Origin of the sequence: Geopseudomonas aromaticivorans (assembly GCF_019097855.1) — a bacterium.
GTDB classification, from domain to species: Bacteria; Pseudomonadota; Gammaproteobacteria; order Pseudomonadales; family Pseudomonadaceae; genus Geopseudomonas; species Geopseudomonas aromaticivorans.
The window spans coordinates 170,618-183,816 of the sequence record NZ_JAHRGL010000057.1; the positions used below are offsets into that span (position 1 = coordinate 170,618).

16 protein-coding genes are annotated in these 13,199 nt (G+C 65.5%); 6 read left to right on the forward strand and 10 right to left on the reverse strand.

The window, feature by feature from the left end:
- Positions 1-2: 2 nt before the first annotated feature.
- The 10 genes from hisC to KRX52_RS16830 form a co-directional block, all read right to left on the reverse strand.
- Positions 3-1,061, reverse strand: coding sequence for a histidinol-phosphate transaminase (gene hisC / locus KRX52_RS16785; protein WP_217682876.1), 1,059 nt, complete (start codon positions 1,059-1,061; stop codon positions 3-5).
- Positions 1,062-1,151: 90 nt separating this feature from the next.
- Positions 1,152-2,459, reverse strand: coding sequence for a histidinol dehydrogenase (hisD, locus tag KRX52_RS16790; RefSeq protein WP_217682877.1), 1,308 nt, complete (start codon positions 2,457-2,459; stop codon positions 1,152-1,154).
- 193 nt (positions 2,460-2,652) lie between these two features.
- The gene (hisG, locus tag KRX52_RS16795) at positions 2,653-3,285 is read right to left on the reverse strand and encodes an ATP phosphoribosyltransferase (protein ID WP_217682878.1); all 633 of its coding nucleotides are present in this window, start codon (positions 3,283-3,285) and stop codon (positions 2,653-2,655) included.
- 9 nt (positions 3,286-3,294) lie between these two features.
- On the reverse strand, positions 3,295-4,560 hold the full coding sequence (gene murA / locus KRX52_RS16800; protein ID WP_217682879.1) for a UDP-N-acetylglucosamine 1-carboxyvinyltransferase: 1,266 nt from the start codon (positions 4,558-4,560) through the stop codon (positions 3,295-3,297).
- A 22-nt stretch (positions 4,561-4,582) separates the two neighbouring features.
- Positions 4,583-4,822 carry a BolA family protein gene (locus tag KRX52_RS16805; protein ID WP_217682880.1) on the reverse strand — a complete coding sequence of 80 codons (240 nt, stop codon included), beginning with the start codon at positions 4,820-4,822 and terminating at the stop codon, positions 4,583-4,585.
- Between the two features lie 101 nt (positions 4,823-4,923).
- Positions 4,924-5,232 carry an STAS domain-containing protein gene (locus tag KRX52_RS16810; RefSeq protein WP_217682881.1) on the reverse strand — a complete coding sequence of 103 codons (309 nt, stop codon included), beginning with the start codon at positions 5,230-5,232 and terminating at the stop codon, positions 4,924-4,926.
- A complete protein-coding gene (locus KRX52_RS16815) occupies positions 5,229-5,879 on the reverse strand; it encodes an MlaC/ttg2D family ABC transporter substrate-binding protein (RefSeq protein ID WP_217682882.1) in 651 nt (216 codons plus the stop codon). The genes KRX52_RS16810 and KRX52_RS16815 overlap by 4 nt, the downstream gene beginning before the upstream one ends.
- A gap of 22 nt (positions 5,880-5,901) precedes the next feature.
- Positions 5,902-6,378: an outer membrane lipid asymmetry maintenance protein MlaD gene (mlaD, locus tag KRX52_RS16820; protein ID WP_217682883.1), complete on the reverse strand. Its 477-nt coding sequence runs from the start codon at positions 6,376-6,378 to the stop codon at positions 5,902-5,904.
- Positions 6,378-7,175, reverse strand: coding sequence for a lipid asymmetry maintenance ABC transporter permease subunit MlaE (gene mlaE / locus KRX52_RS16825; protein WP_217682884.1), 798 nt, complete (start codon positions 7,173-7,175; stop codon positions 6,378-6,380). The genes mlaD and mlaE overlap by 1 nt, the downstream gene beginning before the upstream one ends.
- Positions 7,175-7,984: an ATP-binding cassette domain-containing protein gene (locus tag KRX52_RS16830; RefSeq protein ID WP_217682885.1), complete on the reverse strand. Its 810-nt coding sequence runs from the start codon at positions 7,982-7,984 to the stop codon at positions 7,175-7,177. Before KRX52_RS16830 ends, mlaE begins: the two co-directional genes overlap by 1 nt.
- Positions 7,985-8,188: 204 nt before the next feature.
- Between KRX52_RS16830 and KRX52_RS16835 the strand changes: the two genes are divergently transcribed.
- From KRX52_RS16835 to KRX52_RS16860, 6 genes are all read left to right on the forward strand, one after another.
- Positions 8,189-9,163 (forward strand): KpsF/GutQ family sugar-phosphate isomerase, encoded by a 975-nt coding sequence (locus KRX52_RS16835; protein ID WP_437439710.1) that lies wholly within the window; start codon positions 8,189-8,191, stop codon positions 9,161-9,163.
- Entirely contained in the window at positions 9,164-9,688 is a 525-nt protein-coding gene (locus tag KRX52_RS16840; protein ID WP_217682887.1) for a KdsC family phosphatase, read from the forward strand.
- 10 nt (positions 9,689-9,698) lie between these two features.
- Positions 9,699-10,268, forward strand: coding sequence for an LPS export ABC transporter periplasmic protein LptC (gene lptC, locus KRX52_RS16845; RefSeq protein ID WP_217682888.1), 570 nt, complete (start codon positions 9,699-9,701; stop codon positions 10,266-10,268).
- On the forward strand, positions 10,255-10,803 hold the full coding sequence (gene lptA / locus KRX52_RS16850) for a lipopolysaccharide transport periplasmic protein LptA (RefSeq protein ID WP_217682889.1): 549 nt from the start codon (positions 10,255-10,257) through the stop codon (positions 10,801-10,803). The genes lptC and lptA overlap by 14 nt, the downstream gene beginning before the upstream one ends.
- Positions 10,800-11,525 carry an LPS export ABC transporter ATP-binding protein gene (lptB, locus tag KRX52_RS16855; RefSeq protein ID WP_217682890.1) on the forward strand — a complete coding sequence of 242 codons (726 nt, stop codon included), beginning with the start codon at positions 10,800-10,802 and terminating at the stop codon, positions 11,523-11,525. The genes lptA and lptB overlap by 4 nt, the downstream gene beginning before the upstream one ends.
- Before the next feature lie 116 nt (positions 11,526-11,641).
- The gene (locus KRX52_RS16860; RefSeq protein WP_217682891.1) at positions 11,642-13,138 is read left to right on the forward strand and encodes an RNA polymerase factor sigma-54; all 1,497 of its coding nucleotides are present in this window, start codon (positions 11,642-11,644) and stop codon (positions 13,136-13,138) included.
- Positions 13,139-13,199: the final 61 nt, after the last annotated feature.

Genomic DNA, 13,199 nt, shown 5'->3' on the forward strand with positions numbered 1-13,199 from the left:
CCTCACTGTACCAGGCCGGTCAGCGCCTCCTGCAGAGCCATGTTCTGTTCGGCGGTACCGATGGTGATGCGCAGGAACTGATTGATCCGCTCCTGCTTGAAGTGGCGCACGATCACCCCCTGCTCACGCAGGGCGGCTGCCAGCTGCGCCGCGTCATGCCGTGGATGGCGGGCGAAGATGAAGTTGGCCGCCGACGGCAGCACCTCGAAGCCCAGATCCTGCAGCTCGCTGACCAGCTGCTCGCGGCTGGCGATCACCGCCTGGCAGGTCTGCTCGAAGTAGTCCTGATCCTCGAATGCCGCTACCGCGCCGACCAGCGCCAGACGATCCAGCGGATAGGAGTTGAAGCTGTTCTTGATCCGCTCCAGCGCCTCGATCAACTCGGCGTTGCCGACCGCCAGGCCGACGCGCAGACCGGCCAGGGAACGCGACTTGGACAGGGTCTGGGTCACCAGCAGGTTCGGATACTGGTCGACCAGGCTGATCGCGCTCTCGCCGCCGAAGTCGACGTAGGCTTCATCCACCACCACCACCGACTCGGTGTTGGCCTCCAGCAGCCGGCGGATCGCCGCCAGCGGCAGCAGGCAGCCGGTCGGCGCATTCGGGTTGGGGAAGATGATGCCGCCGTTGGGCCGGTCGTAGTCCGCCACATTGATGCGGAACTGCGCGTCCAGCGCCACGGTCTCGAACGGGATGCCGTACAGGCCACAGTACACCGGGTAGAAGCTGTAGCTGATGTCGGGGAACAGCAGCGGCCGGCCGTGCTGGAACAGGCCGTGGAACACGTGGGCCAGCACCTCGTCGGAGCCGTTGCCGAGAAACACCTGGCCGGCCTGCACACCATAGTAGTCGGCGATGGCCTGCTTCAGGCGCTCGCCGTTGGGGTCTGGATACAGGCGCAGGCTGTCGTCCAGCTCGGCGCGGATTGCCTCGAGCACCTTGGGCGACGGGCCGTAGGGGTTCTCGTTGGTGTTGAGCTTGACCAGTCGGGCCAGCTTGGGCTGCTCACCCGGCACGTAGGGCACCAGGTCCTTGACGAAGGGGCTCCAGAATTTGCTCACGCCCTTCTCTCCTCGAATGCGTAGGGTGCGCCGTGCGCACCGAATCGTTGAGGGTGCGCATGGCCTATGCGGCCCCGCGCACCCTACGGCTTACTTGATGCGGAACTCGGCGCTGCGCGCATGGGCGGTCAGCGACTCGCCGCGCGCCAGTACCGAGGCGGTCTTGCCCAGCTCGGAGGCGCCGGCGGCCGAACAGAAGATGATCGACGAGCGCTTCTGGAAGTCGTAGACCCCCAGCGGCGAGGAGAAGCGCGCGGTGCCGGAGGTCGGCAGCACGTGGTTCGGCCCGGCGCAGTAGTCGCCCAGTGCTTCCGCGGTATACCTGCCCATGAAGATCGCGCCGGCATGGCGGATCTGCGACAGCCACTGCTGCGGATCTGCCACCGACAGCTCCAGGTGCTCCGGGGCAATACGGTTGGCCACGGCGATGGCCTGCGCCATGTCGGCGACCTGGATCAGCGCACCGCGGGCCTCCAGCGAGGTGCGGATGATCTCGGCGCGCTCCATGGTCGGCAGCAGACGGGCGATGCTCTCGGCGACCCGGTCGAGGAAGGCGGCGTCCGGACTGACCAGGATCGACTGGGCGTCCTCGTCGTGCTCGGCCTGGGAAAACAGGTCCATGGCGATCCAGTCCGGATCGGTCTGGCCGTCGCAGACCACCAGGATCTCCGAGGGGCCGGCGATCATGTCGATGCCGACCTGGCCGAATACGTGGCGCTTGGCGGTGGCCACATAGATGTTGCCCGGACCGACCACCTTGTCCACCTGTGGCACGCTTTCGGTACCGTAGGCCAGCGCGGCCACGGCCTGGGCGCCGCCAATAGTGAATACGCGGTCGACACCGGCCACGCAGGCGGCGGCCAGCACCAGCTCGTTGAGTTCGCCGCGCGGCGTCGGCACCACCATGACCACCTCGGCGACACCGGCGACCTTGGCCGGGATGGCGTTCATCAGCACCGACGACGGATAGGCGGCCTTGCCGCCCGGCACATACAGGCCGGCGCGATCCAGCGGGGTGACTTGCTGACCGAGCACGGTGCCGTCAGCCTCGGTGTAGGTCCAGGAGTCCTGCTTCTGCCGCTCGTGGTACAGGCGCACGCGCTCGGCGGCCTTTTCCAGCGCCTCGCGCTGCTCGACACTGATGCGGGTCAGGGCCAGTTCCAGACGCTCGCGCGGCAGGATCAGCTCGGCCATCGAGGTCGCCTCGACGCCATCGAAGCGCCGGGTGAACTCGACCAGCGCGGCATCGCCGCGCTCGCGCACGCCCTTGATGATATCCAGCACGCGCTGGTTGACCGCATCGTCGGACACGCTTTCCCAGCTCAGCAGATGATCCAGATGGCTGGCAAACTGCGGATCGGCGGCGTCGAGTCGGCGGATGGCGATTGGTGCGGTCATGGCAAAGCCTCTCTGGCGTAAGCGGGATCGGGCGCCGCTAGACTAGCAGGCCTTCCGTGCGGGCACCCGGCAATTGTGGCTATGACACGGATAGGCGATCGCGACCGGTGGTCGCAGGACAATACGGGATATTCGGCATCTGCCGGCGAGCGCTGACCGATGCGGGCGCCATCCGTGGCGCCGCAGAGGACACTCAGTGCCGGCGTGACTCCACGGCCTGGCGCAGGGTATCGATCAGCGCCTGGATGCGCGCGTGCTGCATCTTCATCGAGGCCTTGTTGACGACCAGCCGCGAGCTGACGTGGCAGATCAGCTCCTGCGGCTCCAGACCGTTGGCGCGCAGGGTGTTGCCGGTGTCGACCACGTCGATGATCTTGTCGGCCAGGCCCACCAGCGGCGCCAGCTCCATGGAGCCGTACAGCTTGATGATGTCCACCTGACGGCCCTGCTCGGCATAGTAGCGCTTGGCCACGTTGACGAACTTGGTGGCCACCCGCAGACGACCCGTGGGTTCCGCTGCGCCGACCTTGCCGGCGGTCATCAGCTTGCACTGGGCGATCTGCAGATCCAGCGGCTCGTAGAGCCCCTGGCCGCCGTACTCCAGCAGCACATCCTTGCCGGCCACGCCGAGATCGGCCGCGCCGTGCTCGACGTAGGTCGGCACGTCGGTGGCGCGCACGATCAGCAGGCGCACATCGGCCTGGGTGGTCGGAATGATCAGCTTGCGGCTCTTGTCCGGATTCTCGGTCGGCACGATGCCGGCTTCAGCCAGCAGCGGCAGGGTATCGTCGAGAATGCGGCCCTTGGACAGCGCGATGGTCAGCATGACTGGTTCCTAGCCCGGCACGCGGCGAATCTTGGCGCCGAGGAGCTGCAGCTTTTCCTCGATGCACTCGTAGCCACGATCGATGTGGTAGATGCGGTCGATGAGCGTGTCGCCATCGGCGACCAGCGCCGCAATCACCAGGCTGGCCGACGCACGCAGGTCGGTGGCCATCACCGGGGCGGCCTTGAGGCGCGGCACGCCGCTGACGATGGCGGTGTTGCCCTCGATCTGGATCTGCGCGCCCATGCGCTGCATCTCCAGCACGTGCATGAAGCGGTTCTCGAAGATGGTCTCGATCACCGTGCCGGTGCCTTCGGCCACCGCATTCATGGCGATGAACTGCGCCTGCATGTCGGTGGGGAACGCCGGATAGGGGGCGGTGCGCACGTTGACCGCCTTCGGCCGCTTGCCCTTCATGTCCAGCTCGATCCAGTCGCGGCCGGTGGTGATCTCGGCGCCCGCTTCCTGCAGCTTGAGCAGCACGGCCTCGAGAATGGTCGGATCGGTGTCCTTGAGCTTGACCCGGCCGCGGCTGGCGGCGGCCGCCACCAGGTAGGTGCCGGTCTCGATGCGGTCGGGCATCACCGCGTAGCTGGCGCCACCCAGGCGCTTGACGCCGTCGACGGTGATGGTCGAGGTGCCGGCGCCCTGGATCTGCGCGCCCATGGCGATCAGCATGTTGGCCAGGTCGACCACTTCCGGCTCGCGCGCGGCGTTCTCGAGCACGCTGCGGCCGTTGGCCAGGGTGGCCGCCATCAGGATGTTCTCGGTGCCGGTCACGCTGACGGTATCGAAGCAGAAGTGCGCGCCACGCAGGCCGCCTTCCGGAGCGCGGGCCTTGATGTAGCCGCCATCGACATCGATGATCGCGCCCATAGCCTCGAGGCCGCGGATGTGCAGGTCGACCGGACGGGTGCCGATGGCACAGCCGCCGGGCAGCGCCACTTCGGCCTGACCGAAGCGGGCGACCATCGGGCCGAGCACCAGGATCGAGGCACGCATGGTCCTGACCAGCTCGTAGGGCGCCACCAGGGTCTTGATGGTGGTGGCATCAACCTCAACGTCAAGCTTCTCGTTGATCACCGGCTCTACGCCCATGCGACCGAACAGCTCGATCATGGTGGTGATGTCGTGCAGGTGCGGCAGGTTGCGCACGGTGACCGGCTCGGAAGCCAGCAGGGTGGCAGCGAGGATCGGCAGCGCCGAGTTCTTCGCACCGGAAATACGGATTTCCCCGTCGAGCGGGGCGCCGCCGGTAATGATCAATTTGTCCATTGGGAGTCTCGGTCGCCGGCGCTCAGGCGCGCTCGGCCCAGGCGGTGCTGGTGAAGAATTTCATGGTCACGGCGTGGATGCTGCCATTGGCGATCCACTCGTTGAGATGAGCGTATACCTGCTGCTGACGCTTGACCGGGCTGAGGGCAGCCAGCTCGTCGCTGATCAGGTTCAGCTGGAAGTCGCAACCCTGCCCCTCGACCTCCACGCGGGTGCCGGGCAGCTGCGCTTCCAGATGCTGTTTGACGTCTTCCGCCTGCATAACTCAACCTCAATGGGGAACCAGCATGATTTGGCCGGTCATCATACAAAAAAGCCCCCGACCTGCGAACCCCGCGCGCGCCACGGCGCCCGGCAGCTGCCTCAGTCGGCGAGAGGCAACAGCTCCAGCAGCCCGTAAACCTCGGCGATCTGGTGCATGTCCTCCGGCAGGTTGCGGATCTGCAGGCGCTTGCCGGTCGCCTGTGCATCCCGCAGCAGGCACAGCAGCAGCGACAGGCCGACACTGCTGCTCTGGGTGATGGCTGCACAGTCGATCCACACGTCCTGCGTGCGGCTGCCGGCCAGCAGACGGCGGCCGGCGGCGCGCAATTCGGCGCCGACATGCATGTCGATCACCCCTTGCAGCGCCAGTCCGCCCGACTGCACCTCGCGCAGCGTGCCTCGACTCATTGCTGGCTGCCGCCCTGCTGGGCATTGGCGGTTTCCTGGGCACGCGCCACGGCGTCACCCCAGGTGGCAATCACCTTGTCCAGATCGTTGCCGTTGCTGCGCATCGACTCGGCGAACTGGTCGCGGAACAGCTTGCCGACATTGATGCCGTTGATGATCACGTTACGCACCTTCCAGCCGCCGTCCTTCTGCTCCAGGGTGTAGGTCAGCGGGTAGATGGCGCCGGTACGGCCGACCACTTCCATGTTCACCGAAGCCCGCCCCGGCTCGCGGGCGGCCGGGGCCGGCAGCATGCGGATCTCCTGGTTGTCGTACTCGAGCAGGGCGCTGCCGTAGAACTTCACCAGACTGCGCTTGAAGCTTTCCTGGAAGGTCTGCATCTGCTCCGCCGAGGCCTGGCGGCTGTAGCGCACGGTCATCACGCCGCGAGCGAAACCATCGAAATCGATCACCGGAGTGAGGATGCTGTTGAGCGCCAGGTAGAAGGCCTCGGGATCCTGTTTGAACTGCTCGCGCTTGCTGTTCAGTTCGCCCAGCACTTGATCGGTGGCGCCTTGCACCACTTGCTGCGGAGTGGCCGCAGCGTGAGCCATGAAGGGTAGGCAGGCCAGCAGCACGAGCAGGCCACGACGCAGGAACTTGTACATGGTGGTTTCCTAGGTTGCGTGTTTATTTGGCGGAGGCGGGTTCTTTGTTGACGGAGTTGAGCAGGAACTTGCCGATCAGGTCTTCCAGCACCAGTGCCGACTGGGTATCGCGGATCACCCCGCCATCCTTCAGCACCGCCTCTTCGCCACCGATGCTGATGCCGATGTACTTTTCGCCGAGCAGGCCGGCCGTGAGGATCGACGCGGTCGAATCAAGCGGTAGATTGTCGACGCGCTGATCGAGCTCCATGGTCACCCGCCCCATGAAGCTGTCGCGATCCAGGTCCACCGCCACCACCTTGCCGATGGTCACCCCGGCCATGGTGACCTTGGCGCGCGGACTGATGCCGGCCGTGTTGTCGAAATAGGCATAGAGCCGGTAGGTGGTTTCCGCCGCACCGACAGTCAGGCCGCTGACGCGCAGGGCCAGCAGCAGCAGGGCCAGCAGTCCGGCCAGCAGGAACAGGCCAACACCGATTTCCAGAGAACGCGATTGCATCAAAAATCTCCAAACATCAGAGCGGTAAGAATGAAGTCAAGACCGAGCACGGCCAGCGAGGCATACACCACGGTGCGGGTAGTGGCACGACTGATACCCTCGGAGGTCGGTTCGCAGTCGTAACCCTGGAACACCGCGATCCAGGTCACCACCACGGCGAACACCATGCTTTTGATCACGCCGTTGAGCACATCGCCCTGAAACTCCACGCTGCGCTGCATGTTGCCCCAGTAGGAGCCCTCGTAAACGCCGAGCCAGTCGACGGCGACCATCGCCCCGCCCCAGATACCGACCACGGTGAAGATCGCCGAGAGCAGCGGCATGGAAATGAAGCCGGCCCACAGGCGTGGCGCGATGATGTACTTCAGCGGGTCGACGCCGATCATCTCCAGGCTGGACAACTGCTCGGTGGACTTCATGTTGCCGATCTCGGCGGCCAGCGCCGAACCGGCGCGGCCGGCGAACAGCAGCGCGGTCACCACCGGCCCCAGCTCGCGCAGCAGGGTCAGCGCCACCATCTGCCCGACCGCCTCCTCGGAGGCGAAGTCGACCAGGATGTTGTAGCCCTGCAGGGCCAGCACCATGCCGATGAAGATGCCGGAAACGATGATGATCGCCAGCGACAGCACGCCGACCGCATACAGCTGCTTGAGCAGCAACTGCAGGAAGCTGCCGGCGCCGTTGCGTCCGAACAGGGCATGCACGAGGAACAGGGTCGAGCGACCGAGGGCCTCGAGCACATCGAGACCGGAACGCCCCAGCAGGCGCACCCGCTCGAGTGGCGGAGTCTTGCGCATCAGGCGTCTCCCAGCAGGTCGCGGCGATAGTCGGCCGCAGGATAGTGGAAAGGCACCGGACCGTCGGCGATGCCCTTCATGAACTGGCGGATGCGCGGATTGTCGGAGGCCATCAACTCATCCGGCGTGCCCTGCCCCAGCACCTGGCCGTCGCCGACCACGTACAGGTAGTCGGCGATGCTGGCGGTTTCCGCCAGGTCGTGGGAGACCACGATGCTGGTCAGGCCGAGCGCATCGTTGAGCAGGCGGATCAGCCGCACCAGCACGCCCATGGCGATGGGGTCCTGGCCAACGAACGGCTCGTCGTACATGAGAATCTGCGGATCGAGGGCGATGGCGCGCGCCAGGGCCACGCGGCGCTTCATGCCGCCGGACAGCTCGTCGGGCATCAGCTCGAAGGCGCCACGCAGGCCGACCGCCTGCAGCTTCATCAGCACGATGTCGCGGACCATCTCCTCCGGCAGCTGGGTATGCACCCGCAGCGGGAAGGCGACGTTCTCGAACACGTTGAGGTCGGTGAACAGGGCGCCACTCTGGAACAGCACGCCCATCTGCTTGCGCATGTCGAACAGCTCGCTGCGCGACAGGGACGGGAGGTTCTGGCCGTTGACCACCACCGCCCCGCTGGACGGACGCAATTGCGCGCCGATCAGGCGCAGCAGGGTGGTCTTGCCGCAACCGGAAGGCCCCATGATGCCGGTCACCTTGCCGCGGGGGAAAACCAGATCTACATTGTCGAAGATGGTGCGCGCGCCGCGCTTGAAGGTTACACCTTTCAGTTCGACGGCAAACGCATTGTCGCTACTCATCGATACTCCTTGCGTGTCGGCCTGCGGGATGGACGTCTCGCGCCACGCTGGAGACACTCGCCGGGCATAAGCCGAATTGCCGCGCACTATAGCACCGCCGCCCGAACGCACCCAAGCGCCAGCCGCCCTGCCCAGCGCAGATGATGAGTGATCGGCACTTTGTCGCTATAATGGCCGCCCACTCAGCCGACCATGCCTGCCTCCATGCCCCAGTCGCCCTCCTTTATCCAATCGGCCCAGCACACCATCCGCCTGGAGATCGAGGCCGTGAACGATCTGCTGGTCCGGATCAACGGCGACTTCATCCGCGCCTGCGAGCTGCTGCTGGCCTGCAAGGGCCGCGTGGTAGTGGTCGGCATGGGCAAGTCCGGCCACATCGGCCGCAAGATCGCCGCCACCCTGGCCAGCACCGGCACCACGGCGTTTTTCGTCCATCCGGCCGAGGCCAGCCACGGCGACATGGGCATGATCACCCGCGACGACGTGGTGCTGGCGCTGTCCAACTCCGGCAGCACCGCCGAGATCGTCACCCTGCTGCCACTGATCAAGCGCATGGGCATCACCCTGATCAGCATGACCGGCAATCCCGACTCGCCGCTGGCCCAGGCCGCCGCAGTCAATCTGGATGCCAGCGTCAGGCAGGAAGCCTGCCCGCTGAACCTTGCACCGACCTCCTCCACCACCGTCTCGCTGGTGCTCGGCGATGCCCTGGCCATTGCCCTGCTGGAGGCCCGCGGCTTCACGGCGGAAGACTTCGCCTTCTCCCACCCGGGCGGAGCGCTGGGGCGACGCCTGCTGCTCAAGGTGGAGAACATCATGCATGGCGGCGCCGACCTGCCGCAGGTGCAGCATGGCACCCCGCTGCGCGAGGCTCTGCTGGAAATGACCCGCAAGGGTCTGGGCATGACCGTGGTCACCGACGCCAATGGCCACCTGGCCGGCATCTTCACCGACGGCGACCTGCGCCGCGCCCTCGACCGCGGCGTCGACGTGCGCGAGGCGCGCATCGACGAGCTGATGACCGTCGGCGGCAAGACCGCCCGCCCCGACATGCTCGCGGCCGAAGCCCTGAAGATCATGGAGGACCACAAGATCAGCGCACTGGTGGTGATCGGTGCTGACAACCGCGCCATCGGCGCGCTGAACATGCACGACCTGCTGCGTGCCGGGGTAATGTGAATGAATAGCGACCTGCAGCAACGTGCCCGCCTGATCCGTCTGGCAATCTTCGACGTCGACGGCGTGCTGACCGACGGCAAGCTGTATTTCCTGCCTGAAGGCGGCGAATTCAAGACTTTCAACACCCTCGACGGCCACGGCATCAAGATGCTGATCAACTCCGGCGTGCGCACCGCGATCATCAGTGGGCGCAAGACCCCGGTGGTGGAGCGCCGGGCGCAGAACCTCGGCATCCAGCACCTCTACCAGGGCCGCGAGGACAAGTTGGTGGTGCTCGATGAACTGCTGGCCGAACTGGGACTCTCATATGCACAGGTCGCCTATCTGGGCGACGATCTGCCGGACCTGCCGGTGATCCGCCGGGTCGGCCTAGGCATGGCAGTAGCCAGCGCCGACACCTTCGTCCGCCAGCATGCCGCCGGCGTGACCCAGGCCCGCGGCGGCGAGGGCGCCGCCCGCGAGTTCTGCGAGCTGATCATGCGCGCCCAGGGCACGCTGGAGGCGGCCCAGGCCGCCTACCTGTAACGGGATATCCATGAATCGCACGCTGCGCACCTATTTGCTGTTCGCCATCACGGCCACCACGCTGGTAGCCATCGGCTACTGGGGCATCCGCCCGGAGGGCTTCATGCAGTCTCCGGCAACCTCGGGAGCCGACAGCGCCATCGACTTCTACGTCGAAAACGCCCGCAGCGTGCAGTTCCAGGCCGATGGCAAGCTGCGTTACCGAATGACCGCCGAGCACCTCGAGCACATCCAGCGCAGCGACGTCACCCTGGTCACCCACCCGGACCTGCTGCTGCATCGCGGCAGCGACTATCCTTGGCATGTGCAGAGCGCACGCGGCGAGGTGTCCCCCGGCGGCACCCAGGTCGAACTGATCGACGACGTGCGTGTGGCACGCACCGACGCCAAGGGCCGCCCGACCATCCTGACCAGCAGCCGGCTGACCGTATTCCCGGAGCGGGATTATGCCGAGACCAGCCAGCCCGTGCGCATCGAGGCTGCCAATGGCGTCACCACGGCTGTCGGTATGCAGGCCTATCTCAACGACGGCAGGATGCTCCTGCAGTCCAACGTACGAGGACAGCATGAGGTTCGTTAACCCCCTTCCCCTTCTGTTTGGTCTGAGCACCCTGCTGGCCGCCATCCCGGCCTGGGCCCTGCCCACCGACCGCGAGCAACCGATCCGCGTGCAGGCCGACAGCGCCGAACTGGACGATGCCAAGGGCGTGGCCGTGTATCGCGGCGGCGTGGTCATCACCCAGGGCACGCTGAAGATCACCGGCGACACCGTGACCATCACCCAAGACAAGAATGGCGATATCGAGGTATTCACCTCGGTCGGCAAGCCAGCCTACTACGAGCAGAAACCCGCCGAGGACAAGCCGGTGGTCAAGGCCTACGGCCTGACCATCCAGTACTTCGCCGTCAACGAGCGCATCGTGCTGATCGACCAGGCCAAGGTGGTCCAGGAAGGCAACACCTTCGAGGGCGAGAAGATCGTCTATGACACCCAGCGGCAGATCGTCAACGCCGGGCGCGCCACGGGCAGCAACGTGAGCACGCCGCGGCCGCGTATCGACATGATGATCCAGCCGCGCAGCAAGAAGGGTCAGGCGGAGCAAGGCGCGCAATGAGCACCCTGATTGCCCAGCACCTGGCCAAGAGCTACAAGGGTCGCGAAGTCGTGCGCGACGTCAGCCTGTCGATCGACAGCGGCCAGATCGTCGGCCTGCTCGGCCCCAACGGCGCCGGCAAGACCACCTGTTTCTACATGATCGTCGGCCTGGTCCGCGCCGACCAGGGACGGGTGCTGATCGACGAGCAGGACGTCACCCACCTGCCGATGCACGGCCGCGCCCGCGCCGGCATCGGCTACCTGCCGCAGGAAGCTTCGATCTTCCGCAAGCTGACGGTAGCCGACAACATCATGGCAATCCTCGAGACCCGCAAGGATCTCGACCGCGGTGCGCGCCGCGAGGCCCTGGAAGGCCTGCTGCAGGAGTTCCATATCAGCCACATCCGCGACAACCTCGGCATGAGCTTGTCCGGCGGCGAACGGCGACGGGTGGAAATCGCCCGCGCCCTGGCCAGCGATCCGAAGTTCATCCTGCTCGACGAACCCTTTGCCGGCGTCGACCCGATCTCGGTCGGCGACATCAAGCAGATCATCCACCACCTCAAGAACCGCGGCATCGGTGTGCTGATCACCGACCACAACGTACGCGAGACCCTGGATATCTGCGAGACGGCCTATATCGTCAACGCGGGCCAGCTGATCGCCGAAGGCGATGCCCAGAGCATCCTCGCCAACGAGCTGGTCAAGGAAGTCTACCTCGGCCAGGAGTTCCGGCTTTAAGAGACTAGGCAAAACCGCGCGCCTCGGGCATATAATTTGCTAAACGAGGCGCTCCGGCGCCCAGCAGTGGACAGCGCGCAGGCGCTGGCAGACCCCAAGGTGCCAACTCCCCAGCCATGAAACACTCGCTAGTCCTAAAAATGGGCCAGCAGCTGACGATGACTCCTCAGCTGCAGCAAGCCATTCGTCTGCTCCAACTGTCGACCCTCGATCTGCAGCAGGAAATCCAGGAAGCCCTCGACTCCAACCCGATGCTCGAGCGCCAGGAAGAGGGCGACGACTTCGACAACAGCGACCCGCTGGCGGAAAGCGAGCCATCCCACTCGGCGACCAGTCACGACAGCACCGTCAGCACCAGCAGCGAACGCAACCCCGACAGCCTGGACGAGGCCGACCAGTGGGGCGAGCGCATCCCCAGCGAACTGCCGGTGGATACCGCCTGGGAAGACATCTACCAGACCAGCGCCAGCAGCCTGCCGGTCAGCGACGATGACGAGTGGGACTTCACCACCCGCACCTCCGCCGGCGAAAGCCTGCACAGCCACCTGCTCTGGCAGCTCAACCTGGCGCCGATGAGCGACCACGACCGGCTGATCGCCATGTCGATCATCGATGCCATCAACAACGACGGCTACCTCGACGAAAGCCTCGAGGAAATTCTCGCCTCCCTCGATCCCGAGTTGGACATCGAGCTGGACGAAGTGGAAATGGTCCTGCATCGCGTGCAGCAGTTCGAGCCGCTGGGCATCGGCGCGCGCGACCTCAGCGAGTGCCTGCTGCTGCAGCTCAACCAGCTGCCGGCCAGCACGCCCTGGCTGGATGAAGCCCGCCGCGTGGCGCGCGACCACCTCGACCTGCTTGGCAGCCGCGACTACAGCCAGCTGATGCGGCGCCTGCGCGTCAAGGAAGATGACCTGCGCCAGATCGTCGAGCTGATCCAGCGCCTCAACCCGCGCCCCGGCTCGCAGATCGAGACCAGCGAAGCGGAATACGTTGTCCCCGACGTGATCGTGCGCAAGGACAACGAGCGCTGGCTGGTCGAGCTCAACCCCGACGCCATGCCGCGCCTGCGGGTCAACCCGCACTACGCCGGCCTGGTGCGGCGTGCCGACACCAGCGCCGACAACACCTATATGCGCAACCAGTTGCAGGAGGCGCGCTGGTTCATCAAGAGCCTGCTCAGCCGCAACGAGACGCTGATGAAGGTCGCCACGCAGATCGTCGAACTGCAGCGCGGCTTCCTCGAGTACGGCGAAGAGGCAATGAAGCCGCTGGTGCTGCACGACATCGCCGAGGCGGTGGGCATGCACGAGTCGACCATCTCGCGGGTGACCACGCAGAAATACATGCACACCCCGCGCGGCATCTTCGAGCTCAAGTACTTTTTCTCCAGCCACGTCAGCACGTCTGAAGGCGGCGAGTGCTCGTCCACGGCGATCCGCGCCATCATCAAGAAACTGGTCGCGGCGGAAAACCCGAAAAAGCCATTGAGCGACAGCAAGATCGCTGGTTTACTGGAGGCACAAGGGATTCAGGTGGCCCGCAGGACCATCGCCAAGTATCGGGAATCCTTGGGCATTGCCCCCTCGAGCGAACGCAAGCGACTGGTGTGACGCTCGATCAAAACAACATAGCATTCCAACTGACCGGGTACGTCCCTGTCGGTATTCGCAG